16 protein-coding genes are annotated in these 23,675 nt (G+C 71.6%); 4 read left to right on the top strand and 12 right to left on the bottom strand.

All coding sequences use genetic code 11. The features are described 5' to 3' along the window. Nucleotides 1-81 precede the first annotated feature (81 nt). Nucleotides 82-1,461, bottom strand: coding sequence for an FAD-binding oxidoreductase (locus OG522_RS33155; protein WP_329466736.1), 1,380 nt, complete (start codon nt 1,459-1,461; stop codon nt 82-84). A 344-nt stretch (nt 1,462-1,805) separates the two neighbouring features. On the opposite strand from OG522_RS33155, the gene OG522_RS33150 reads away from it, so the two are divergent. Further along, on the top strand, nt 1,806-2,978 hold the full coding sequence (locus tag OG522_RS33150; RefSeq protein ID WP_329466735.1) for a sulfite oxidase: 1,173 nt from the start codon (nt 1,806-1,808) through the stop codon (nt 2,976-2,978). A gap of 132 nt (nt 2,979-3,110) precedes the next feature. Here OG522_RS33150 and OG522_RS33145 read toward each other — a convergent pair whose 3' ends face one another. Together OG522_RS33145 and OG522_RS33140 are read right to left on the bottom strand one after the other, a co-directional pair. Continuing rightward, a complete protein-coding gene (locus OG522_RS33145; RefSeq protein WP_329466734.1) occupies nt 3,111-3,827 on the bottom strand; it encodes a hypothetical protein in 717 nt (238 codons plus the stop codon). A 170-nt stretch (nt 3,828-3,997) separates the two neighbouring features. Further along, on the bottom strand, nt 3,998-4,849 hold the full coding sequence (locus OG522_RS33140) for an IS5 family transposase (protein WP_329466733.1): 852 nt from the start codon (nt 4,847-4,849) through the stop codon (nt 3,998-4,000). A 362-nt stretch (nt 4,850-5,211) separates the two neighbouring features. On the opposite strand from OG522_RS33140, the gene OG522_RS33135 reads away from it, so the two are divergent. Next, entirely contained in the window at nt 5,212-6,051 is an 840-nt protein-coding gene (locus tag OG522_RS33135; RefSeq protein WP_329466732.1) for an SAM-dependent methyltransferase, read from the top strand. 54 nt (nt 6,052-6,105) lie between these two features. On the opposite strand, the gene OG522_RS33130 is transcribed toward OG522_RS33135, so the two are convergent. The 9 genes from OG522_RS33130 to OG522_RS33090 all read right to left on the bottom strand — a co-directional run bounded on the left by OG522_RS33130 (nt 6,106) and on the right by OG522_RS33090 (nt 21,255). Beyond that, entirely contained in the window at nt 6,106-6,888 is a 783-nt protein-coding gene (locus tag OG522_RS33130; RefSeq protein ID WP_329466731.1) for an alpha/beta fold hydrolase, read from the bottom strand. A 164-nt stretch (nt 6,889-7,052) separates the two neighbouring features. Next, a complete protein-coding gene (locus OG522_RS33125; RefSeq protein WP_329466730.1) occupies nt 7,053-7,496 on the bottom strand; it encodes a DoxX family protein in 444 nt (147 codons plus the stop codon). 212 nt (nt 7,497-7,708) lie between these two features. Further along, complete coding sequence (locus tag OG522_RS33120; RefSeq protein WP_329466729.1) at nt 7,709-10,564, bottom strand: condensation domain-containing protein; 2,856 nt, start codon at nt 10,562-10,564, stop codon at nt 7,709-7,711. After that, nucleotides 10,554-12,398 carry a non-ribosomal peptide synthetase gene (locus OG522_RS33115; protein WP_329466728.1) on the bottom strand — a complete coding sequence of 615 codons (1,845 nt, stop codon included), beginning with the start codon at nt 12,396-12,398 and terminating at the stop codon, nt 10,554-10,556. The genes OG522_RS33120 and OG522_RS33115 overlap by 11 nt, the downstream gene beginning before the upstream one ends. A gap of 1 nt (nt 12,399) precedes the next feature. Continuing rightward, nucleotides 12,400-14,283, bottom strand: coding sequence for a non-ribosomal peptide synthetase (locus OG522_RS33110; protein WP_329466727.1), 1,884 nt, complete (start codon nt 14,281-14,283; stop codon nt 12,400-12,402). Next, on the bottom strand, nt 14,283-17,483 hold the full coding sequence (locus OG522_RS33105; protein ID WP_329466726.1) for a non-ribosomal peptide synthetase: 3,201 nt from the start codon (nt 17,481-17,483) through the stop codon (nt 14,283-14,285). The genes OG522_RS33110 and OG522_RS33105 overlap by 1 nt, the downstream gene beginning before the upstream one ends. A gap of 212 nt (nt 17,484-17,695) precedes the next feature. Continuing rightward, entirely contained in the window at nt 17,696-18,985 is a 1,290-nt protein-coding gene (locus OG522_RS33100; RefSeq protein WP_329466725.1) for a condensation domain-containing protein, read from the bottom strand. An 88-nt stretch (nt 18,986-19,073) separates the two neighbouring features. Then, entirely contained in the window at nt 19,074-20,387 is a 1,314-nt protein-coding gene (locus tag OG522_RS33095) for an MFS transporter (RefSeq protein WP_329466724.1), read from the bottom strand. A gap of 364 nt (nt 20,388-20,751) precedes the next feature. Further along, complete coding sequence (locus OG522_RS33090; protein WP_329466723.1) at nt 20,752-21,255, bottom strand: DUF6299 family protein; 504 nt, start codon at nt 21,253-21,255, stop codon at nt 20,752-20,754. Between the two features lie 285 nt (nt 21,256-21,540). Here OG522_RS33090 and OG522_RS33085 point away from each other — a divergent pair, with 285 nt between their 5' ends. After that, the gene (locus OG522_RS33085; RefSeq protein WP_329466722.1) at nt 21,541-22,674 is read left to right on the top strand and encodes a glutamate--cysteine ligase; all 1,134 of its coding nucleotides are present in this window, start codon (nt 21,541-21,543) and stop codon (nt 22,672-22,674) included. Nucleotides 22,675-22,946: 272 nt separating this feature from the next. Next, complete coding sequence (locus tag OG522_RS33080; protein ID WP_329466721.1) at nt 22,947-23,609, top strand: hypothetical protein; 663 nt, start codon at nt 22,947-22,949, stop codon at nt 23,607-23,609. Nucleotides 23,610-23,675: the final 66 nt, after the last annotated feature.

Below are 23,675 nucleotides of genomic sequence, written 5' to 3'. Positions count from 1 at the left end.
GCGCTGAGTCGATTTCGACCGAGCGATGTCGATGGGGCCGGACCCCGGGCCTGCCGGGCCTGGACCCGGCCCCTCGCGCCGCTATGCGGCAGGTTCGATGTTCTGGTTGGCGTGGAACAGGTTCTTGGGGTCGTACAGCCGCTTGACCTTGGCCAGGCGGTCGTACTGCTCGCGGTAGGTGGCCTTGACACGGTCCTGGCCCTCGCCAGCACCGATGAAGTTCACGTACCCGCCGCCCATGGAGTGCGGGTGCAACTCGCTCCAGTAGTCCACACACCACTGCCGAATGGTTTCGGCGTTGGCCGGGTCGGGGTCGATGCCGCCGATGACGCCGGACCAGACGGCATCGCGGTAGGCCCAGGCCGTGTCCTTCGCACCGACCCGGTGAGCGGCGCCGTCGACCGGGTAGAGGTGCATCGTGGACAGTCCGGTGGGAAGGGCTGCCGCGTACTTGGCGTGGACGTCGATGGCACCGTCCGTGATCCGGTCGAAGAAGTCCCCTCGCCAGTACCACTGGAGCCCGGTGGGGATCAGCTCGTCGAACATGCTCTGCAGCATGGGGTAGGGCATCGGGGTCGCGAAGTGGAACGTCGGCGGACCCGGTTCGTTCACCGGCTCGAAGGTCTTGTCGGCGTCGTTCGGATCGCCGGTCCAGCACCACACCACGCCGCACATCTTGTGCCCGTGGATCTCCTCGGGGAACGGCGGTCCCGGCGGCACGACGAGTTCGACGAAGAAGCCGTTCAGGTCCTCGGGCGCCTGTGGCACGAAGTCGCGGTACCACCGCAGTACGTCACCGATCCGGTCCAGCGTCCACAGGGTCACCCCGAGCACCACGGTGTGCACGGGGTGCAGCCGGAAGGTGAACGAGGTGACGACGCCGAAGTTTCCTCCGCCGCCGCGCAGCGCCCAGAACAGGTCCGGGTTGTCCCGCTCGGTGGCGGTCACGAAGCTGCCGTCGGCGAGAACGACGTCCGCCGCCAGCAGGTTGTCCACGGTCAGGCCGTACTTGCGGGTCAGGTGGCCGTGTCCACCACCGAGGGTGAGGCCCGCGACGCCGGTCGTCGACATGATGCCGCCGGGTGTGGCGAGGCCGAAGCCGTGGGCGGCGTGGTCGAGGTCGGCGAGTACGCTTCCACCGCCGACCTGGGCGGTCTCGGTCACGGGGTCGACACGCGCCCAGCGCATCGGCGACAGGTCGAGGGTGACACCGTCGTCCACCAGGCACAGACCGGCACCGCTGTGCCCGCCGCCCCGTACCGCGAGTTCGAGTCGGTGGTCCCTGACGAAGTCGACCGCGTCGATGACATCGGCCGCGTCCGCGCACCGCACGACGGCAGCCGGCTTGCGATCGATCATCGCGTTGTAGATGGTGCGGGCCCGGTCGTACTCCGGGTCCTGCGGGCCGATGACCGGGCCGCGCAACACGGTCCGCATCGCCTCCAGCGTCGTGCCATCCATGGCGAACTCCTTGCAGAGGGCACGGTACGGTCCTTGTCCCGCCCGGCACCTTCCCCTGCTGGGCCGCCGGTGGTCACACGCACGCCGGTGCCCCCGGCGCCTCCTGGGCCGTAAGCGCAGTCGGACACCACAGGGCTGACAGTTCAAGCGTCTCGCCCTCCCCCAAGACTCGCAATCGCTCGCCGCCCCCGACCCGGCCAGACCGATCCGCTCGGTCCAAGCCCGCCGCCGTATGTTCCGGGCGCCCCCCGTAGATTCCGGTCGGTTCTGGTCGGTTCCGGTCGGAACCTACGGCCCCTGTCGGCGACATGACGGGATCGAGGCCTGGGGGCACGATGGGATGCATGGACCGTCGCATCGGTGACATCAGTCCACCGGGGCGCCTCGCCGAGCGCTCGGAGGGCATCAGCCCCGAGGAGCTCGCACTCGCGACGCGCAATCACGGAATGCCCCTGGAGTCCCTGCGCTACGACGTCACACCGGCGGGGTTGCACTATGTGCTGGTCCACTACGACATCCCGGCCACAGACGCCACCACGTGGGCTCTCACCCTATGTGGCCGGGTGCGCACCCCTGTGACACTGGACATGGCGATGCTGCGCTCCTTCCCGGCCGTCACCCGGCGCGTGACCATGGAATGCGCGGGCAACGGCCGGGCCCGCCTCACCCCAAGGCCCGTGAGCCAGCCCTGGCTCGTGGAAGCAGTGGGCACCGCCGAGTGGACGGGCGTACCGCTGCGGGCCCTCCTCGCGGAGAGCGGCGTGGCACCGGACGCCGTCGACGTGGTCTTCACCGGGGCCGACCACGGTCTGGAACGCGGCGTCGAACAGGACTACCAGCGCAGCCTGCCGGTCGAGGTGGCCACCGGCAGCGACCCCGGGGTCCTGGTGGCCTACGCGATGAACGGCGCTCCCCTGCCACCGCAGCACGGCCACCCGCTGCGGCTCGTGGTCCCGGGCTGGTACGGCATGGCGCACGTGAAATGGCTGCGCGAAATCACGCTCATCGACCGCCGGTTCACGGGATTCCAGCAGCAAGTGGCGTACCGAACACGGCAGTTGGCGGAGGATACCGGCGAGCCGGTGACGCGGATCGCGCCACGGGCGCTGATGGTCCCGCCCGGCTTCCCGGACTTCATGTCCCGTACCCGTGTCGTGCGGCCCGGCCCGCAGCGGCTGGAGGGCCGGGCCTGGTCCGGGCGCGCCCCCGTCACAAGCGTCGAGGTGAGCACGGACGACGGGCACCAGTGGTACGAAGCCGAACTCGCCGCGCCGGCCGGCCACGACTGGGCCTGGCGGCACTGGCAGGCATCGTGGACGGCGACGCCCGGCACCCACGTCCTGAGCGTCCGAGCCACCGACGCCGAGGGCAACTCCCAGCCGCTGACACAGCTTTGGAACCGCGGCGGGTTCGCCAACAACGCCGTACAGCGAGTGGAGGTGCTGTGCGTGGCCGCGCCCGCGCCCGCCCCTGTTCCCGGCGCGGGCGCCCCGGACGGGGGCGGCCACGCCGACTGAACGGGACGGCCGCGCGCAGGCTGAGGGAACGGGGCAGCACATCGGCCGTCGGCCGCCAGTCATCAGGCATCGGCCGTCAGCCGTCAGCCGTCAGCCGTCAGCCGTCAGCCGTCAGCCGTCAGCCGTCAGCCGTCAGCGGATGATCTGGTCGCCGTCCGGTACGTCCTGGACGGTCACGACGTGGCGGGCGCGGCCGAGTCCGTCGGCCACCGCGCGGGCGAGCCCGTCGAAGTCCTGGCCGCTCGGGACCGGCACCGCTTCCCCGTCTGCATAGCTCTCGATGGCCTTCATGAAGTAGCTCGGATGCCAGGCACCGACCGCCCCCCTGACCTCGATCCGGCTCACCGGCCGACCGCCGACCAGGGACTTGAGGGCGGGCAGTATCTCGTCGGAGCGCAGTTCGCCCGGGACTTGGAACAGGCTGGCGTGCGCGCCCACCAGACCGCCGCCTCGCAGCCGCACGGTCACCGTGAGACAGCTGGTCACACTCGGGTACGTGATCACCCCACCGGGCGCCACCTCCTTCACCTGCCCCTCGGTGACAGTGGCCGCGAGAGGCGCCCGCGGGCCGGGGGCCGCCGGATCGGCGGCGGTGATGCGCGCAAAGGCGAGTTCGGGAACGGTGGTGTGGGCCACGGCGGTGTGAGCAACGGCGGCGTGGCCGGCGTCCCACGCCGCGGCAGGGGTCTGCGCACCGGCGGGCGAGCCGACCGCGATCTGGAACGCGAGCAGCACCAACGGGAGCACCGAGGCACCCGCCGCACCGACCCCGCGCCTCATCGGCCGGGCGGCCCCGGCGGCGTGCATGCGGGACTGTTGCGATGAGGACGATGAGGACGATGAGGACATGGAGAACTCCTGGCTGCTGAAGCGGGTCCGACCGCACGCATGGTGGGATGACCGGTGGTCGGCCGACCACTGTACGCACGCCCCATCAAATGTACGCACGCCCCATCAAACCGCGTTCCATGATGGGTCCACCCCACATGCCAGAGGGCTAAGACCGACCGGCAAATGGATCACTGGAGACGTCGGGTGGTGGGCCGGCCATCCCAGCGGTAGCGGCTCGTCGAGCGTCGGATGAGCATGCGGAGCGTGACGAGGGTGGCGGCGAGGTAGAGGTAGAAGTCCACGACCGCGCCGCTCCTCTCAGTGCAGCGCCGGAGCTTGCCGTAGTCGTTCATCCACGAGTGCGTGCGCTCGACCACCCAGCGTTTGCCGGCCTGGATCGGGGCAGGCACTCCCTTGCGTGCGATCTCGGCCGTGAATCCCAACTCGGCGATAAGTGCACGGGACTTGGCGCTGTCGTAGCCGCGGTCGAGGTTGATGTTGACGGTCTCCGGCATCGCGCCGACCTGTGCTTGCGCAGCGTCCAGGGTGGGGCCGAGCAGGGGCGAGTCGTGCCGGTTGGCACCGTCGGAGACGATCCCGAGCGGGACACCGCAGGCATCGGATGCGACGGAGCGTTTCAGCCCTTGCTTGCCCCGGTCCACCGGTGACCGCCCGGCCTTGTCACCGCCCGACGGGGCCTTGGTGATGCAGCCGTCTACCGAGATCTCACTCAGCCCGAGACCGATCATTCGATCGTAGGCTTCGAGTGCAAGGGCGTGGACCTTCTCGGATATCCCAAGTTCAGCCCACTGTTTGACGCGGCGCCGGATGGTCCGGTCCGAGCATCCGGCGCCAGCGATCCGTTCGTACCCTGAGCCGTGGACCAGGGCGAGCACGATGTACTCGAAGACGGTGCGGTCCGGAACCCGCCGCCGGTGACACCCCAGCGGATGGCTCTCGGCGTATCCGTTCCGCACGGGTAGCAGAGCAGCAAATTGGTCCCACAGGGGTTCCAAAAGGCATGATGGGACCGCAGGCACGAGCCCTCCGGGTGATCACTGAGCGTCAAGAACTCCATGATCACTCAGGCTCGTGCCTGCCTTGCGTCCGGGCCCGTCCGAGAACCCCTGCCCACCATTTGCCGGTCGGTCTAAGCAATAACCACACACCACCACTGCGACACACCCAGCGCCAACATCCCCGACGTCACCCAGTCACCCAGTCACCCAGTCACATGAACGCCCCCCACCGGGCCCCCTTCAACCAACTGGCGCCATGGCTGAATTCGCCCTGATGATCTCTCCGCAGGGCCCGCCTAACGTCATGGTTGCGGCAGGTGCGTGCGGACTCCCCGCGCGGACGGGTCCGCACCGGTGTGAACCAACGAGCAAGGGCAGTTGCGATGAGCGATGAGAGCACGGCCGGTGCCGCCGAAGCGGCGCGGCGCTACTACGACACCAGCGACGTCGACGCCTTCTACGCCGCGGTGTGGGGCGGCGAGGACATCCACACCGGGATCTACGCCCACGAGAACGAGCCGATCGCCGATGCCTCGCGGCGCACCGTGGCGACGGCGGCGGCGAAGATCGCCGACCGGCTCGGCCCGAACCACACCGTGCTCGACCTGGGCTCCGGATACGGCGGTCCTGCCCGGCAGCTGGCCGACGAGTTCCGCTGCCGGGTCGTCGCGCTCAACATCAGCGACGGCCAGAACGCCCGGCACCGCAAGACCAATGCCGAGCGCGGGCTCGACACGCTCATCGAGGTCGTCACCGGCTCCTTCCAGGACATTCCCTACCCCGACGGGCAGTTCGACGTCGTGTGGTCGCAGGAGGCCTTCTGCCACAGCGGGGACCGGAAGCGACTGCTCGATGAAGCCGTGCGCGTCCTGAAGCCGCAGGGAGCCCTGGTCTTCACCGATCTCATGGCGGCCGACGGCACCCCTCCCGACGTGCTGCGCCCCGTGGTCGCCCGGCTCGGCGTGGAGGAGTTCGCCACACCGTCCTTCTACCGCCGACAGCTGTCCGAACTCGGCCTGACCCACGTCGAGTTCGACGACCTCAGCGACCAGCTGCTCACCCACTACATCCGGCTCAGCGAGGAGACCGGGCGGCGGGCCACGGAGCTCCGCGACGTCATCAGCCCCGACTACGTGGAGGGCCTTTTGGAGAACCTGCCGCGATGGGTGGAGGCCTGCCGACAGGGCCACCTGTCCTGGGGCATCTTCACCTGCCGCCGATAGCCGACTCGCCCGGCGAAGGACCCGGCGAAGGACCCTGCGAAAGGGTCAACGAGGTTACTGGCACACCGAGCTCAGAAACCTCGCCATCGGCTCGTGCACCCTGTCCGGATGGGTCAGGGACGGCGTGTGGCCCGCGCCGGGGATCGGCACGAAGGTGGCCGCGGGCAGGGCCGCGGCCAGCGACCGGCCTTCGGAGATCGATATGGGCCGGTCCTCGGTGCCGTGGACGACCAGTGCCGGGGCCCGCACCTCAGTGAGGCGGGAGGTGATGTCGTCCACAGCCATCAGTACGCCGACCGCTCGCGCCAAGCGCTCGACGGGCTGGCTTCGCCACTTCGCGAGCCAGGCCGGGTACAACTCACCTGCTCCGAGGAGGAGTTCGAGGAGCGCGGGACCGACGGCATCCGGGCCGCTGCCACGCAGTCCATCCCGTACGGCCGCCATGTCGGCGAGTGCCTGTGGCGGCCAGCTCCCGGCGGCCGTGTCGATCAGGGTCAGTGAGGCGACACGGGTGGGGGCGAGCAGTGCGGCACGCAGCGAAGTGAAGCCGCCCTGGGAGTGGCCGACCAGGTGGGCCCGGTCGACGTCGAGCTCATCGAGCAGGGCGAGCAGGTCGGCCGCCGAATCCCAATAGGTGTGCGCGACACCCTCGTCCTCGGTCCGGCCGTGCAGCCGGGTGTCCCAGGCCACACACCGGAACGCGGGGGCGAGCCGTGTGAGTTGCGGTTGCCACATGTCGGCGTCCATCAGGTTTCCGTGGCTGAAGACCACGACCGGGCCCTCACCTCCGGTGTCCGCATAGTGGATCAGACTGGTTCCGATCTTCGCCAAGGGCATGGCCGTCCTCCTGAAGGTGTGGTCAACTTCCGCCTCGCACCGCGTGATGTGGGATCAACGATGTGCGTCGGCGGCTGTACGAAGCCTCCCGGAGCGGCTGCTCGACGGCGAGGTCCACTCGGGACCTGCCATGGTAAAAATCGGACAGCCCGACAGGACGCCGTTCAGCGCGACGCGCGGATCATCCGCGGGAGCTCCGCCAAGCGGGCCCGACCGTGCCAGGCGACAGTGAGCAGCGGGACCATGAAGATCAGCGGTGTGGCGGCGTTCTGGCCGTCCATGACGACGAGCTGGGTGACGAAGGCGCCCGCCATGAGCGCGACCAGGCACAGCGCCGCCAGGCTGGAGAGCGCGGGGAGCAACAGGGCTATGGCGCCCGCGAGTTCCAGGATGCCGATGACATACATCCCGGTGCTGCCCCAGCCCATCCGGTCGAAGACGGATGTGGCGGCGGGCAGGGCGAGCAGCTTCGGCAGCGCACTGGCGATGCCGTAGAACAGCGCGAGCACGATCCGTACGGTGGTGATCGCCACGGCGGTGCGACGGTGACGGGAGACCTGTGTGGTGTCCGCACCGGCGGACGCGACGGATGTGGTGGTCTCGGACATGGTGGGCTCCTCCATGAAGTGGGTGGGGCCGTCGGTCGGCCTCCGGGAGGAGGGACCCGGGCCGGTCCGCAAACTCATCGCCGGGAACAGGAATCGTCGCCGGGAAATCGCCGGGCAAAGGAATCATTGCCGGAAACAGGAAGGAGGCGTCCGCCCTGATGGGCGGACGCCTCCGACGTGTCTGCCGTCATGCGTGGTCCGGTAGGCGAGTGTCAGCGGCCCTCGGGCGTGATCATCGCCGCGAGCACCGTGTGCAGGTCCTCGTCCGGCCGGGGGCTCAGCGCCTCGGACAGGCGGTCCGCGCGGTAGTGCCAGCGGTGGTTCAGGTCCGGGTGCACCGTGTCGTCGAGCGTGACGACGCTGTCGCTGTTCAGCAGGGTCAGCAGCTCGGCCGTCAGGTCGGACCAGGCCACGTGGCCGCCGACCGCGTTGGCCACGCCGTGCACCGGAGCGTCGAGGCAGGACGTCACGGCGCGAGCCAGGGCGGCGGCGTGCACCCAGGGCGCGCCGTACCAGTCGTGGCCGCCGGTGCCGGGGGCGGGAAGACTGATGGGCTCGCCCTTCACGGCGGCCTGGTAGAGCAACCCCGTCGCACCCCAGCGCAGTTGGTCGCGCAGTCGGTCGTGGGCGCCCCACACGATGGGCGAGCGTACGGCGCTGGCGCCGCCCCGGCCCTCGGTGCCGGCCGCCCTCAGCAGGATCCGCTCGCAGTCGAGCTTGGCCTGCCCGTAGGCGCTCAACGGGTACTGGGACGGTGATTCCTCGGCGACCCGCGCGGCCGACGGGTGGCCGTAGGCGTCCACGCTGCTGACGAAGACGAAGGGGCCGCCTCGCCAGGCGTCGACCATCGCTTCCATGGCCGCCACGTCCACCTCGGGACGGGTGAACGTGCACGCGGCGTGGATCACCGCGTCGGCGCCTTCGACCGCGGCGCGCAGGCTGCCGAGGTCGCTCAGATCGCCCTCGATGACCTCGATGCCGTCGGCGGTCACGAGGTGTGCGGACTCCGGGCGGGCCAGTGCGAGCACCGGTCGGCCCTGGGCGGCCAGTTCGCGCAGGACGAACGCACCGACACCGCCCGTGCCGCCGGTCACCAGGACCGTGCCCTTTCGCGTCCGGCGCGGGTGTGCGGCCGGGGGCGGCGCGGTGGCGAGGGCCGCCGCCCGCTCCGCCTCGCGCACGTCCAGGAGGGCCGCGACGGCTCGTGGCGTACGGGACTGCATGATGTCCAGGCCGACCATCGCCACCTTGTGCGTGGTGCGCAGGCGTTCGGCGAGCTGCACCGCGGCGAGGGAGTGCCCGCCGAGTGCGAAGAAGTCGTCGTCGGGGGCGGGCGACTGCCCGAGCAGACCCGCGAACGCCTTCGTAACCGCTTCCAGGTGGCGGCTCTTGGGCCGCGCCGCAATCCGCGCCCTGGGCAGGCGGTCGGCGTCCACGGCGCCGTCGGCGCCGCGCGGCATCGTGTCGAGCAGGGTGACGGCGGCCGGAACGAGGTCGCGCGGCAGCGTCCTGCGCAGGTGGGCGCGGAGCTGGACCGGTGACGGGCCACCGGTGCGGGCCAGTACCGCGTAGCCGAGCAGAGGGCCGTCGCCCGGGTCCGGCACATGTGCGTCGGCCACATCGGGGTGTGCCAACAGCTGTGCTTCGGCGGGGTGTCCCGCGTCGGCCGGTGGCCGCGGGGCGTCGCCGGGCAGCTGGGAAAGGCGGAGCTCGGGGTCGGCCGCGACTGCGGCGAGCAGCTCGGCGAAGGACGCACTCAGGTTGCGGCCCGTCTCGTCGTCGAGGGCCGTACGCCCGTACTGGACCAGGCTCGCCGGGGCGTCGTCGTCCACCAGGGCGAAGGTCAGGTCGAACTTGGCCTCGCCGACGCCCACTTCGACCGGGCGGGCCGACAGTCCGGGCAGCCGCAGCGCGGTCGGCTCCCCCAGGACGTCCGAGGTGACGCGGACCAGGGCCGTGCCGTCCTCGCCCCGTGCCGTGGCCCCGAGCCGTTCAAGGATCAGATCGAACGGTACTTCCCGGTGCTGCTGGGCATCGAGCAGCCCATCGCGTACGCGCTCCACGAGCGTTGCGAAGCCGGGGTCTCCGGACAGGTCCACGCGTACCGGAAGGGTGTTGACGCACAGGCCGACCAGGCCGCGCATGGCCTGCCCCTCACGATGGGTCGCGGCGCAGCCGATGACGAGGTCGTCCTCGCCGGTGAGCCGGTGCAGTGCGGCGAACGCGGCGGCGAGTGCCACGGTGAACACCGTGGCGCGGCGCTGTCGCCCCAGCTCACGCAGAGCGGGCAGCACGTTCTCGCCGAGCGGGGTGGTGCGGGTCGCCGCCGGTTGGGCGGCGACGTCGGCGGGCACGACGGCGGGCCGGGGCAGTCGTGCGGGTACGGCTCCGGTCAGGCGGCGGCCCCAGTGGGCCAGGCCCTCATCGAGGCGGGCCGCGTCCGTGTGCTCGCGGCGCGCGAAGTCCGCGTACTGCGGCGGCTCGGGCAGCGCGGGGGAACGGCCGTCCACAGCGGACTCGTACAGCTCGGCGAGCTCGTGGGCGACGGTCTCCAACGAGCCGCCGTCAATGGCTATGTGATGGAACGTCAGCATGACGGTGTGATCCTGCGGTCCGTGCCGCAGCAGGAGGGCACGCGGGACGGCGCCGGCCGCGAGGTCGAACGGCCGTCGGGCCTCCTCGGCGAGGAGGGCGGTGCCGTCGCCCTCCGTCTCGACCACGTTGACCGCGATCTTCTGCGGCGCGGCCACAGCTTCCTGGTAGGGCTCTTCGCCGTGCCGGCCGTAGCGGGTGCGCAGGATCTCGTGGCGGCTCACCAGCGCGGTGAGCGCCGTACCCAGGGCCGTCACATCGAGTGGGCCGCTCAGCCGGGTGGCGAAGGGCACGTTGTACTGGGCCCCGCTCCGGCCGAGCCGTTCCATCAGCCACATGCGGCGCTGGGCGTGGGAGAGCGGGCCGGGGCCGAGGTCACGGGCCGCGGCGGGCGCCGTGGCGGCGGGGCGTTGGGCGGCGCGGGCACGGGCCCTGCGCAGCAGCTCTTCCTGTAGGGCGGAGGGGTCAGTGGCCATCGGAGTCCTCGGGCGCGTCGGGGTGCAGATCGGTGTGGGCGGCGAGCAGGGCGCGCTCGACCAGGGCGGCGTGTCCAGCGACCGTGGGGGCGGTGAAGAAGTCGGCGAGGGACAGTTCCACGCCGAGGTCTTCGCGCAGGTCCTCGGTGACGACGAGGGCGAGCAGGGAGTGGCCGCCGAGTTCGAGGAAGTCGGCGTCGGGCCGGGTCACCTCACAGCCCAGCGAGCGGCTCCACACGTCGGCGACGGCCTGCTGGAGCGGGGTGAGCGGCGCCGCGGTGGCGCCCGAGGCGGCCGCCGTGCCGAGGTCCGCGAGCGCCCTGCGGTCCACCTTGCCGGAGGTGGTGAGCGGGAGGCGGTCGACCAGGGTCAGCTCGTCGGGGACCAGCTGTGCGGGCAGGAGGGCCGTGAGGCGGGCCAGGAGCGCCTCGGAGCGGGGCACCGGGCCCGGCCCGGCGACCACGAACGCCGCGAGGCGCGCGTCGTCGGGGGTGGGGCGGCGTACCGTGACGGCGGCGTCGTCCACGTCCGGCTGCTCGCGGAGCACGTGCTCGATCTCGCCCGGCTCGATGCGGAAGCCGCGCACCTTGACCTGGTCGTCGGTGCGGCCGTGGAAGTCGAGGGTGCCGTCGGGGCGGGCCGAGACGAGGTCACCGGTGCGGTAGAGGCGGCCGAGCGAGGGGTGGTCGACGAAGCGTTCCGCGGTCAGTTCGGGCTGCCCCGTGTATCCGTGGGCGAGCCGGGTGCCGCCGATCCACAGTTCGCCGCGCTCGCCGTCGGCGACCTGGGCTCCCGAGGCGTCGAGGATGTGGGCGGTGGCACCGGCGACGGGGCGGCCGATCGGCACCGGTCCGTCGCAGTCGGCGTCGGTGACCCGGTGGGCGGTGGCGAACGTCGTCGTCTCGGTCGGACCGTAGCCGTTGACGAGCTCGACCCAGGGGAACGCGCGCAGGACCGCGCGGGCGTGCTGGGACGCCATGGCTTCGCCGCCCACGACGACGCTGCGCAGCAGGGTGAAGACGCGGGAGCGGCGGGCGGCGAGCTGGTGGAAGAGGGCGGTGGTGAAGAACGCGACGGTCACGCCGTGCCGCTCCACCTCCTTGGCCAGGTCCTCGAACGAGGGCCGTTCGGTGGTGCACACCACGACGGCCGCGCCGTTGGCGAGCGCCGACCACACCTCGAACGTCGAGCCGTCGAACGTCGCCGGGGAGTGCAGCAGCACCCGGTCGCGTGCGGTGACGGTGACATAGGCGGGGTCGGTCACCAGCTCGGCGATGGCGCCATGTGGGACGGCCACGCCCTTGGGGCGTCCGGTGGATCCGGAGGTGAACATGATGAACGCCGTGTCGTCGGCGCCCGGCCCCGCCGTGGATATCTCCGCGCCGGTCAACTGCGCGTCGCCGGGGAGAGCGAGGGCGGCGCCGGTCGTCCCGGCCGCTTCGAGCAGCTTGCTGTCGCCGACGGTCAGGGTGGCACCGGAATCGGCGAGCATCGCCTCGGTACGCGGCCGCGGGTGCGCCGGGTCGAGCGGCACACAGACGGCGCCCGCCCACCACAGGGCGAGCTGCGCGACAACGGTCCTGGCCGAGCGGGGCATCAGGAGTGCCACGGCGTCACCCGGGCGTACGCCCCCTTCACGCAGGTACGAGGCCAGGCGGCGGGCGGCGGAGTCGAGTTGGGCGTACGTCAGTGTGGTGTCGCCGTCGGCCACCGCGAGGGCGTGCGGCGTCCGTTCGGCGTGCCGGGCCACCAGGGCGGGCAGGCCGGTCCAGGTTGCGGGCACGACGGTTTCCTTCCGGGGGTCGATGAGCGGCTGCGGGGAGCGTGTCGTCATGTCAGACCCCCTCGGGCCGGGTGGCGGCGCGCCGTTTGCCGAGTACGGCGGCGATCGCCCTCAGGTCGGGCTGGCGGAGCAACTCCGGTGCGCGCAGCCGGACTTGGGTCGCCCTCTCCAGCGCTTCGAGGAGCCGGGCCGCGATGAGGGAGGTGCCACCGGCGTCGGTGAAGTTCTCGTCCAGGGTGGTCTGGGGGCGGCCGAGCAGATCGCGGACCGTGGCCAGGACCAGCCGCTCGTCGGCGGTGGCGCCCTGCGGCACGGTGGCGGCGGCCGGCTCCGAGGCTGCGACGGTCCCGGTCTTCTGGAGGAGTGCGGCCCGGTCCACCTTGCCGTTGGCGTCCAGCGGGAAGGCGTCCACGATCCGTACGGTGGAGGGCACCGCCTGCTCGGGCAGCCAGGCCCGTACGGCGGCGAGCAGTTCGTCCGTGGCGGGCTCGGCGCCCGCGGCCGGCAGGACGTGCGCGACGAGTCGTGCGCGGCCCTCGGTGTCGCGGGGGGCGGTGACCACGGCGCTGCGGACCGCCGGGTTCTGCTCGAACGCGGCTTCCACCTCGGCCGGTTCGATACGTACGCCGCTGATCTTCACCTGGTCGTCGAGGCGGCCGAGGAACACCAACTGTCCGTCGTCCAGCATGCGCACCCGGTCGCCCGTACGGTACATGCGGTCCAGGTCCGGCAGTTCGGCCGGCGGGGCGGTGAAGCGCCGGGCGGTGAGGTCCGGGTCGAGGTAGCCGAGGGCCAGACAGGTGCCGCCGATGCGGAGTTCACCGTCCTCGCCGCGCGGCAGGAGGGTGCCGTCCTCCTCGGTGACGGCCACGGTCGCCCCGGCGATCGGGGTGCCGATGGGCGGCGCGGCGTCGGTGTCCACGTCGGCGTCGGTGGCCCGCATGGCGTGGGTGGTGGTGATGATGGTGGCCTCGGCGGGGCCGTAGGCGTTGTGGAGGGTGGCGGTCACATCGGGGCCGGGGCGGCGGCGCATCCGGTCGCCGCCGACCATGAGGTGACGGACCTTCAGGTCTTGCGGCCAGGGCCGGTCCAGGAGCGGTTCGATCATGGGGGTGGCCGAGACGACGCAGGTCACGGCCGCCTCGCGCCACCAGTCGGTGAGCGCGGCCGGGTCCCAGCGGACCTCGTCCGGCGCGGGTATGAGCGCGGCGCCGGACGTCAGACCGGCCCACAGCTCAAGCAGGTGGGGGTCGAAGGCGACGCCGATGAGCAGGGACTGCCGGTCCCCGGGGGCGAGCCCGGTCTCCTGGCGGTACCAGTCGAGGAGCGAGCCCAGGGCGGGCTCGGCGACGACGACCGCCTTGGGCCGCCCGGTGGAACCCGAGGTGAGCACGGCGTACAGCGCTTCGGGCGGGGCCGTGCGGGCACCCGGGGCGAGGGGCGCGAAGGCCGCGACGACGCGGGCGGCGGCGTTGACACCCTCACTCGGAAGCGACAACCCGACGTGCTCGACACCTTCATGACGGTCCATCAGCACATCGGGGTCGCCTATGAGGCAGACGACGCCGACGTCTTCGGTGACCGCGGCGATGCGGCGCTCCCCCGGCCGCGGGCCGAGCGGCAGATAGACCGCACCGAGCCGGGCCAGTGCGACCGCGGTGACCACCAGCGCGGCCGAGCGGTCCAGGCAGACCCCGACGAGGTCGCCGGGCCGCACCCGGTCGCGCAGGACGTCCGCGACCTCGTCGGCCATCTCATCGAGCTGCCCGTACGTCCAGCGGAACTCCCCGTCTATCACTGCGGGGGCCCCGGGCGAGTTGCGGACCCACTCCTCGTAGCGGGAGAGCACCCCGCTCTCGGCGGCCTCGGCGAGGGGCGCCCCGTGCAGGACGCTCAGGGCCGTCATGCTCTGACGTTCCATCAACTGTTCGCTCATCACGACTCCTTCGGCGTGGTCGATGCGGTGGCGGGGGTGGGGATGGCGATCTCGGCGAGCGCGCGGGCCTGGTCCGCGAGGACCGGGTGCTGGAAGAGGAGGCGCAACGGCGGGCGGTCACCGATGCGCGGTTCCAGCCAGGCGGCCAGCTGTGCGGCGAGCAGCGAGTGCCCGCCGATGTGGAAGAAGTGCGAAGTCGCATCGAAGCTGTTGTGGCCGAGGACCTCGCGCCAGCCGTCGGCGAGCAGCACCACCGCGGGGTCGTCCGACAGCGTGGGGTCGGCGAGCGGGGTTGCTTCCTCGACCGGGGCGGCCGGGGCCAGTTCGGCGGCCATGCGGGCCAGCGCCGCCCGGTTCGGCTTGCCGCCGGGCAGCGTCGGCATGGTGTCGAGGAGCACCCAGCGGCCGGGGACGAGCGCGCCGGGCAGGCGGCCGCTCAGCTCGGTGTGCAGGGTCTGTTCGTCCCATGCCTCGCGTTCGTCGGCGCGCTCCCGGAAGCCGACGAGGCGCGGCCCGCCGTCGGCTTCCCGGTCGAGTACGACGGCGCAGGACCGTCCGCCGAGCACGGCCGAGGCGGCGGCTTCGACCTCTTCGAGTTCGATGCGGTAGCCGCGCAGTTTGATCTGGTTGTCGCGGCGGCCAAGGAAGCGGAGCAGTCCGTCCCGGCCGCGGTAGCCGAGGTCGCCGGTGAGGTAGACGCGCTCGCCGCCGAGCGCGTCGATGGTGACGAAGCGGGCCGCGGTGGCCTCGGGGTTGCCGACGTAGCCTTCGGCCAACCCGGCCCCGGAGATGGCGAGTTCGCCGACCGCGCCGGTGGGCAGCGGTCGCAGGCTCGCGTCGAGGACATGGACGCGCTCACCGGGCAGTTCGCTGCCGAGCGGGACCTCCGCCCCGTCGAGCAGGCCGTCGGGGGTGATCTCGTGCACGGTGGAGCTGATGGCCGCTTCGGTCACGCCGTAGACGTTGAGTACGGCGAATCCGGTGTCGGTGCCCGCACCCGTTTCGGTGAGGAAGGTCCGCATCACGTCGGCCGGGATGCGTTCGCCGCCGAGTACGAGCAGCCTCGGCGTCCAGCGGCCTGCCTGGAGCACCGCGAGCAGGTCCTCGCGGGTGGCGAGGAAGTAGCTGGTGGGCAGGTTGGCGACGGTGACCCGGGCGGCGCCGAGGAGTTCCGCCAGTTCCCCACCGGTCGGCACGTCCTGCTCGGGTACGACCAGGCAGGCGCCCGCGTACAGCGACGGCAGGACCTCTTCGAGGGCGACATCGAAGGAGGGCTGGGCGAACAGCAGCACCCGGTCACCGGCCGCGAGCGTGAACCGCTCGGCCGCGCCGGTCAGATGGTTCACCAGGGCTTCCCGGCCGACCGCGACGGGCTTGGGTACGCCGGTCGAGCCGGAGGTGTGGATGATGTACGCCGCGCCCGGTACGGGGTCCGCCGGGCGGGCGGCGGGCAGGGCGGCCGCGTCGGTGTGGGCGTGCGGGAGGCCTTCGGGGACGCGCACCGCGCTGCCCGGGGCGGTGAGGGCGAGCGCCGGGGCCAACCGGTCGAGCAGCAGTTCGAGGCGGGCGGGCGGGTCGGACGGCGACAGCGGGCAGTACACAGCTCCGGTGCGCAGACAGGCGAGCAGCGTCACCACGGAGTCGGCGCCGCGCGGCAGGACCGCGGCAACGGGTTGGCCGGCGGTGACCCCGGCGGCCAGCATCCGTTCGGCGAGGGAGGCGACCTGCGCGTCCAGGTCCCCGTAGGTGAGTCGGCGGGCGCCGATCAGGAGTGCGGGAAGCGACGGGTGGTGCGCGGCGGCGGGATCGAGCGGGTCCCGGTCCGAAGTGACCGGCGCGAGGACCGCGGCCGCCTCCGTCGCCGGGGGCAGTGCGAGGTCGGCGAGGATGGTGGCGGGCGCGTCGAGGTAGGCCCGCAGCAGGTCGAGGAACCGCTCGGCGAGCAGCTTCGCCACGTCCTCGCCGAACAGGTCGGCGTCGTAGTCCCACACCAGTGTCATCCCGGCGACGCCGTGGCGCGGGCTCACTCCGCGGCGGTCGTCGGGCAGCAGCACCACATCGAGGTCGAACCGGGTGGTGCCGGTGTTGAAGCCTTCGAACAGGGTGATGTCCAGACCGGGCACGTCGATTTCGGGCAGGGCCGCGTCGTGCGCGCTGAACATCACACTGAACAGCGGGTTGTCGGCGCCGGAGGTGTGCAGCCCAAGGGCCCGGGTCAGCTCCTGGATGGGCACTTCCTGGTGCGGGAGCGCACGGATGAGGGTGTCGGTCACCTCGTCCATGGTGTCCTCGGCGGGCGCTTCGGCATCGAGGCAGAGCCGCAGCGGGATGGTGTTGACGAACATGCCGACGGCGTCCTCGAAGCCGCGCGGGCGGTTGCCCACCGCGGTGCCAACCACCATCTGCGAGCGTCCGCTGTGCCGGCGCAGCAGTTCGGCGAAGAGTCCGAGGAGGGTGGCGAACGGGGTGAGGCCGCGCTCGCGGGTGTGGGCACGCAGCCGCTCCGCGAGGTCCGCGCCGATCGACTGGCGCAGCTGGCCGCCATGGTGGCGCCGGCGCGCGCCGGGCCGCGTCAGACCCGGCAACGGCATGTCGTAGGAGGCGTCGCGCAGTTCGGCGGTCCAGTGCTCCAGGCTGGCCCGCTGCTCGTCGGCCCGGGTGTCGGCGGCCTGGGCGCGCACATGGTCGGCGTACGAGCCGGCCGTCCCCAACTCGGCTTCCTCACCGATGACTTGGGCTCGGTAGACGCTGAAGACGTCGTTCAGCAGGATCGCGAAGGAGTGACCGTCGTGGATCAGATGGTGTTCCACGTGGATGAGCCGATGCTGGTCGTCGGCGAGTTTGACGAGGGTCCAGCGCAGCAGCGGGGCCTCGAAGGTGTCGAGCGGGGTCTCGGCCTCGGACCGCAGCAGTTCCTCGAAGGCCGCCTCGGGGTCGGCTTCCCAGGTGATGTCCACCGTACGCAGTCGCGGCAGGCACTCATCGGCCACCCGCTGGCCGGGCATCGCGCCCGCCACCGGTACGAGTTCCAGCCGCAGTCCGGCGTGGCGGGCGAGCGTGGCGGCGAGTCCGCTGCGCAGGGCGTCGACGTCGAGGGTGCCCCACAGGTCGAGTGAGGCGGTGAAGTTGTAGGCGCGGCTGCCCGGCTGCACTTGTTCGTGCAGCCAGACGATCTCCTGCGAGGAGGAGAGGGGAAGCATGGGCGATCCCTTGGGTTGTCGGGTCGGTGGGCGCGGGGCACGGTCGTGCGCCCGCGCGGCGGCGCGCCGGCCGGTCCGCGGATCGCGCGGCACGGCCGGATGCTGGAGTTCAGGGGGTCCACACGGTCATGGGACCGGTGGCCGGGTCGGGAGTGCGCGGCCGTGGACCGGCGGTTCGGGCGGCGATACGCGGCCGTGAACCGGCGGGCGGGTCAGTGGGCCGGGGCTTCGGCGGGCAGTGCTCCGCACAGGGCCGCGAAGGCGTCCTCGGCCGCTCGGTCGTCGAGGACGGCTCGGTCCCACACCATGCGGAGGTGGAGTTCGGGGCCCTGGGTGACGGAGACGGCGAAGGGGGCCCGTACCTGTCGGCCGCCGATGTGCACTTCGCGGCCCGCCACGGCGCCGAGCCTCAGCGGGACACGGTGGCGGGAGTCGTCCACGGTGAGCAGGCCGTCGAGCCTGCCGGACCACTGGGCCCCGCCCGAACGGGCGGCCCGCACCACTTCGTCGAAGGGGGTGTCGGCCCGGTCCAGGTCGTCCCACCACTCGGTGGCCGTCACATCGGGCGCCGCGGCACGGCTCGTGTCGGCAGGGAAGACCACCGTGTTGAGGAAGCAGCCGAGCACAGGTTCGGCGCCCGCCGGACGCCCGCCCCACGGATAGCCGATGGGTGACACCGCGTCTGTTCCGTACAGGACCGCGGCAGCCGCCCGGCAGGCGTCGAGCAACGCCGGGAAGGCGACGCCGGACGGCGCTGAGGGCAGTATCAACTCAGTTGCTCCGGTGGGCAGTTCGCCCGCTGTGGGCAGCGTTCGAGGTAGCGGCGCCCGATCCCGTACGGCACCCAGCCGCTCTCCCCAGTACGCCAGTGCACGGGGCGAGCCCGCGCGTTCCTCGGCATCCAGCTGGCGCAGCACCGCGTCCCGGTAGGTGGCGAGTTCCGCGGCTGCTTCGGCGGGCGCCACGTCCTGGGGGCCGAGGCCGTCGCGGTAGGCCGCGCCCAGCTCCTCGACGATGCGGGCGAGCGAGTGGCCGTCGCAGGCGGTGTGGTCCAGGACGACGGCGAGCACCTCTTCGGCGTCCGGGCCGTGCTGGGCGAGGAACAGGCGCAGCGGCGGACCGTCCGCGACCCAGCCGGCCAGCGTGCGGCGCAGCGCGTCGTGGGCATCCTCGCCAGGGGCGCAGGCCACCTGGTCCAAGGGCACATCCGCCGGTCCGGGCCGCAGGACGGGGGTGGCGCGCACCACACAGGGCCGGGAGCGCAGTGCGGGGTGGCGGGCGGCCAGGTGGTTCGCGGCGGCGCGCAGCCGTACCTGGTCGACGGTGCCGCGCGGGAAGGCGAAGAACATCGGGACGATGTCGGCGCGGCCGGCGGGGTCCAGGGAGCGCACCAGTAAGAAGCGCCGCTGGGCACCGGTGACGGGCAGCAGACCCGCCGCCACGTCTGGCGCGCCGAGGCGCTGATAGCGGGCCAGATACTGGCCCGTGATGCTGGAAAGCACGTGATCCTCTCTCGGGGTTGGGATCTTTCAGGCCTGGTTGGACATGAAGTGCCGTGCAATACAAGAGCGTTGACCGGCCACGCTGCGGTCAGGCGACAGGGACGGTCTCGTCGTGGCCGGGACTCGCGTTCTGCTCGGCGTCGTCCTCGGCGTGCGCGGTGACCGGGAGTTCGCGCATGCCGCGCAGCGGCGAGAGCAGCAGCGGCAGCGGGACGACCAGGAAGCCGAGGGCGCAGATCCACAGGGCGGCTCGCGCACCGAGGCCGTCCGCGACGGCGCCGCCGACGAGCGCGCCGAGCGGCAGGGTGCCCCACATCAGGAAGCGCAGCGTGGCGTTCATGCGCCCCAACAGGCGTGTTGGGCACAGCGTTTGACGGAAGCTCACCTGGGCGACGTTGTAGACCACGGCGCCGAAGAAGACCACGGCGGAGGCGATCCCGAAGAGCGTGGCGGCGACCCCCTTGCCGGACAGCGGCCAGAGCAGCGCGAACGGTCCGGTGACAACGGCGGAGAGCCAGATGATGCGCGCCTGACCGAACCGCGCCGCCAGTCGGCCCGCGCTGAGGGCTCCGGCGAGTCCGCCCACGGCGGACGCCGAGAGCATGACGCCCACGGCGGCGGGCGCGAGATCGAGCACCCGCACCAGGAAGACGGTCTGCGTGGCCATCAGCATGGCGGTGAAGAAGTTGCCGAGACCGGTGGTGCCCGCGATGACGCGCAGCAGCGGATGGCCGAGCACGAAGCGCAGACCTTCCGCCACGTCCTTGCGGAGCGACGCGCCGGGCACCGGCTCGGGCTTGCTCTCGGGCTGCCGGATCACCAGGAGGAATAGCGCCGACACGGCATAGCCGATCGCGTCGGCCACGATCGCCAGATGTGCTCCGACGAGTTGTACGAGGCCGCCGCCGAGTCCGGGACCGGCCACCTGGGCCGACGAACGTACCGTCTCCAGCGCCCCGTTGCCGGCCACCAGGCTTTCCCTGGGCAGCAGTTGGGGCAGGTAGCTCTGGTGGGCCACGTCGAAGAACACGGTGGCCACCCCGGTGATCAGGGCGACGACGTAGAGCTGGGCCATGGTCAGTACGCCCGCGGCGGCGCCGAGCGGCACGCTGGCCATGGCCACGGCGCGCACCGCATCGGCTCGGACCATCAGCGTCCGCTTGCGCATCCGGTCCACCCAGGCGCCCGCGGGGAGACCGATGAGCAGGAACGCGGCGGTCTCGGCGGCGGTCAGCAGCCCCACCTGGAAAGCGGGCGCCTTGAGTTCGAGCACGGCGACCAGGGGCAGTGCGACCAGGGTGACTTGGGCACCGACCTGCCCGGCCGCGGCTCCCGCGAGAAATAATCGGAAATCGCGCATGCGGAGCAGACCGCCGGCAGCGGTGCGGGACGAAGGGGACATACACGAGACCTTCACCGCACACCGATCAGGAGTCAAAACAAAGAGGACGTTTTCGGTCGTTTGTTTTACTATCTCGACACTGGATCAAGAAAATCTTCGGCCAGATCGGGGCAACGGCCGGATGAATTGCGCGCGTTGAGGCGCTCGGCAGTGGTCTTCGCCCCCATGGAGCACGCTCCTCCCAGGGGGAGTACACCACCACACCCCCATGCGTGGAGGTATGTCCGAAACTCACCGCCTGCACACTTGCGGAGGCAACCAGAACGCCGCTCAGACGTCAGGAGCGCGAAGAGCGCCGCCGATCACGTCCCGCCCTTCCCGGCGGAGACGACCGGCGGCACTCGGCCCCGGGCACCGGGCGGCGTCAGTTCGTGGCGCGCAGATCCAGCCCGTGGCGGTCGGTCGCGAAGATGACGGGCAGCGGCAGGCCGGTGCGCAGGTTCAGCTGGAACAAGGTCACCTCGATGGTGGCCGGGCCGGCCTTCACCGGCGACTCGGAGGAAGGATTCTCCCGGTTGACCCAGGTGTGTTCGGCGCCGTCGCACGTCGCCGACGTGCCGCCGATGCCGTGCCCGACGGAGCCGGTCCGCACCGTACTGGCCACGAAGACCGGGCCGGGATCGGCCGGGCTGGAACAGCGGTAGGTGCCCGAGAGGGTCACCGTGCCGTCCGCTGAGACCGTCCCGGTGGGGTTGGCGGACACCGAACCGGACGTGGCGGCACCGGAGGTGGCAGCACCGGCCGGGACGGCGGCCGCGCCCAGAAGCGCCCCGGCAGCAGCGACGACCCCGGCAGCAACAAGACTTACTCGCACCCGCGTCTCCTTCATCCGTACGTCGTGTGGTGGCGCGAGGGCGGCCGAGTCCATGCCCGCACTCGCGCCACAAGGAATACCCCCAATCCGGCCGCCCCTCGGGGATTCCCCCCGGTCAGCGGCGTGTCCGTCCGCTCTCGGCAGTTGGTGCCCAAGGGATGGCCGAGGAACGGCCGCCGTCTGGAGCCAGCGGTGAGACCGTGGCTAGTGGTTTACCGACTGTGACCGAAAGAGGGTGCCTCCACCAGGAGTCGGGGAGGGTGCGGGCCGGGCATGCTGGTGCTCCCGGGCCGTTTTCCGTGCCGCCCGATCGGCCTCTGACAGCAAGGGAGCGTCATTGTGCGCACCGTAGGCGTGGAAGAGGAACTGCTCCTGGTCGAGCCGGACACCGGGGGGCCCGTTGCCGTGTCCTCGGCGGTGCTGGCAGGTCTCACCCGGTGCGCCGCCGCGGGCGGCGGAACCTGCGGTGAGACTTTCGAGAAGGAACTACAGGGCCAGCAGCTGGAGTTCGGCACCCGTCCGCAGACCGACATGGACGAACTGGGTGCCGAGATAGTGCGCTGGCGGAGCGAGGCGGCCCGGCACGCGGCGGAGGTCGGCGCCGCCGTCGCCGCTCTCGCCACCTCACCCCTGCCCTTCCGTCCCGCACTCAACGTGGGGGCCCGCTACCAGTGGATGGAGGAACAGTTCGGTCTGACCACACTGGAACAGCTCACCTGCGGGTGCCACGTCCATGTGTCGGTCGATTCGGACGAGGAGGGCGTCGCGGTCGTGGACCGGATCCAGCCGTGGCTGCCCATACTGACCGCGCTGAGCGGGAACTCACCGTACTGGCAAGGCCATGACAGCCGATACAACAGCTACCGCAGCAGGGTGTGGGGGCGGTGGCCCATGTCCGGACCGACGGCCGCGTTCGGTTCGGCCGAGCGCTACCACGCACAGGTCGACGACATGGTGACCAGCGGGGTGCTGCGGGACCGCGGCATGATCTACTTCGACGCCCGGCTTTCGCACCGCTACCCCACCGTGGAGATCCGGGTCGCGGACGTGTGCCTGGAGGCCACCACGACGACCCTCGTGGCATGCCTGGCGCGCGCCCTGGTCGAGACGGCCGCCCTCGACTGGCGGGCCGGACGGCCGCCGCTCGGTCACGGTGTGAGCCTGCTGCGGCTCGCCGCCTGGCGGGCCGCGCGGTCGGGACTCGACAGCGACCTGCTGCACCCGGTGACCATGCGGCCCGCCCCCGCGCAGGTGGTCGTGCGGGCTCTGCTGGACGAAGTGCGCGACGCCCTCGACAGCAGTGACGATCTCGTCTGGGCCCGCAAGGCGACCGCGGAACACATCGCCCGGGGCAACGGGGCCCGGATCCAGCGTGCGCTCTTCGCCGAGACCGGAAACCTGGGCGCGGTCGTCGCGGCATGTGTGCGCCGCACACAAGGCGAGCGGGAACTGAGGTGCATGACGGCGGAATGACAGCACAGTGATGCGACTGACGACCCGCCAGGCACATGCTCGGGGCACGTTGCCCACCGTGTGCGGGCCCGCTCGTTCGTGTGGATGTGGTGGAGCGGGAATGACCCTCATGCTCAGGGTGAGACGTCACTCGATGTGCGCGTCAGGGTCGTTGTCCCACAAAGTGCCCTCACCCTGGGCGGTCCATCTGTTGCAAGTGGCTGCCCCAACACAGACGAGGCGCGTAACATCCGGCAGCAATCACATACGCACCCACCCCGGAGGAACGACTCGTGCCGGACAGCACCACACTCCAGTCGCAGTATGCCGCCCAGATCCAGAGCGACCTCGACAGCAACGTCACCGATCGCGAACAGATCGCCGCACAGATCACCACGCTCCAGGAACAGCTGAGCGTCCTGGAGAACAACCACGCCCTGCTGACCACGATGCAGCAGGCACTCGGTGACACCGACACCGCCGCACCCACGCCCGGCAAGACGGCCAAGGCCACCAAGGGCGCCAAGGGTGCCAAGGCCGCCAAGAAGACCGCGGAGGCCTCGGCCCAGCGCGTCCCCCAGGCGCGGACGGCCCCGAAGTCCGCCGCCCGCACCCCGAAGAAGCAGGAGCAGCCCGCGGCCAGGACCCGGGCGACCGGAGGTCCCACGCTGCGGGAGCTCGTCGCCGCCCACCTCGCGAAGAGCGATGAGCCGCGCTCGGCGGCCGAGATCACGGAGGGTCTCACCGCGGCACACCCCGACCGGAACATCGCCAACACCGTGGTGCGCAACACCCTCGAAAACCTCGTGGCCAAGGGCCAGGCCCAGCGCACCCGGCAGAACCGTTCGGTCTTCTACACCTCGCCCGACGGTGCGAGCGCCAACGCGTCCGCGGGGGCTGCCGACACCGAAGTCAAGAAGGAGGCGGACGCGGTCACCCCGGTGGCCACTGCCTGACCGAGGGGTGCTGTCGGCTCCACGCCGACACCCTCGGACGCATCGACCGGACAGCTGACCGGGCAG

The sequence above is a fragment of the Streptomyces sp. NBC_01431 genome (genome assembly GCF_036231355.1).
Taxonomy (GTDB): domain Bacteria; phylum Actinomycetota; class Actinomycetes; order Streptomycetales; family Streptomycetaceae; genus Streptomyces.
This window is presented reverse-complemented; position numbering and strand designations above follow the sequence as displayed.

Coding starts and splice junctions, on each gene's coding strand:
- OG522_RS33155 (WP_329466736.1), bottom strand. CDS start 1,461: ATGGATGGCACGACGCTGGAGGCGATGCGGACCGTGTTGCGCGGCCCG.
- OG522_RS33150 (WP_329466735.1), top strand. CDS start 1,806: ATGGACCGTCGCATCGGTGACATCAGTCCACCGGGGCGCCTCGCCGAG.
- OG522_RS33145 (WP_329466734.1), bottom strand. CDS start 3,827: ATGTCCTCATCGTCCTCATCGTCCTCATCGCAACAGTCCCGCATGCAC.
- OG522_RS33135 (WP_329466732.1), top strand. CDS start 5,212: ATGAGCGATGAGAGCACGGCCGGTGCCGCCGAAGCGGCGCGGCGCTAC.
- OG522_RS33130 (WP_329466731.1), bottom strand. CDS start 6,888: ATGCCCTTGGCGAAGATCGGAACCAGTCTGATCCACTATGCGGACACC.
- OG522_RS33125 (WP_329466730.1), bottom strand. CDS start 7,496: ATGTCCGAGACCACCACATCCGTCGCGTCCGCCGGTGCGGACACCACA.
- OG522_RS33120 (WP_329466729.1), bottom strand. CDS start 10,564: ATGGCCACTGACCCCTCCGCCCTACAGGAAGAGCTGCTGCGCAGGGCC.
- OG522_RS33115 (WP_329466728.1), bottom strand. CDS start 12,398: ATGACGACACGCTCCCCGCAGCCGCTCATCGACCCCCGGAAGGAAACC.
- OG522_RS33110 (WP_329466727.1), bottom strand. CDS start 14,283: ATGAGCGAACAGTTGATGGAACGTCAGAGCATGACGGCCCTGAGCGTC.
- OG522_RS33105 (WP_329466726.1), bottom strand. CDS start 17,483: ATGCTTCCCCTCTCCTCCTCGCAGGAGATCGTCTGGCTGCACGAACAA.
- OG522_RS33095 (WP_329466724.1), bottom strand. CDS start 20,387: ATGTCCCCTTCGTCCCGCACCGCTGCCGGCGGTCTGCTCCGCATGCGC.
- OG522_RS33090 (WP_329466723.1), bottom strand. CDS start 21,255: ATGGACTCGGCCGCCCTCGCGCCACCACACGACGTACGGATGAAGGAG.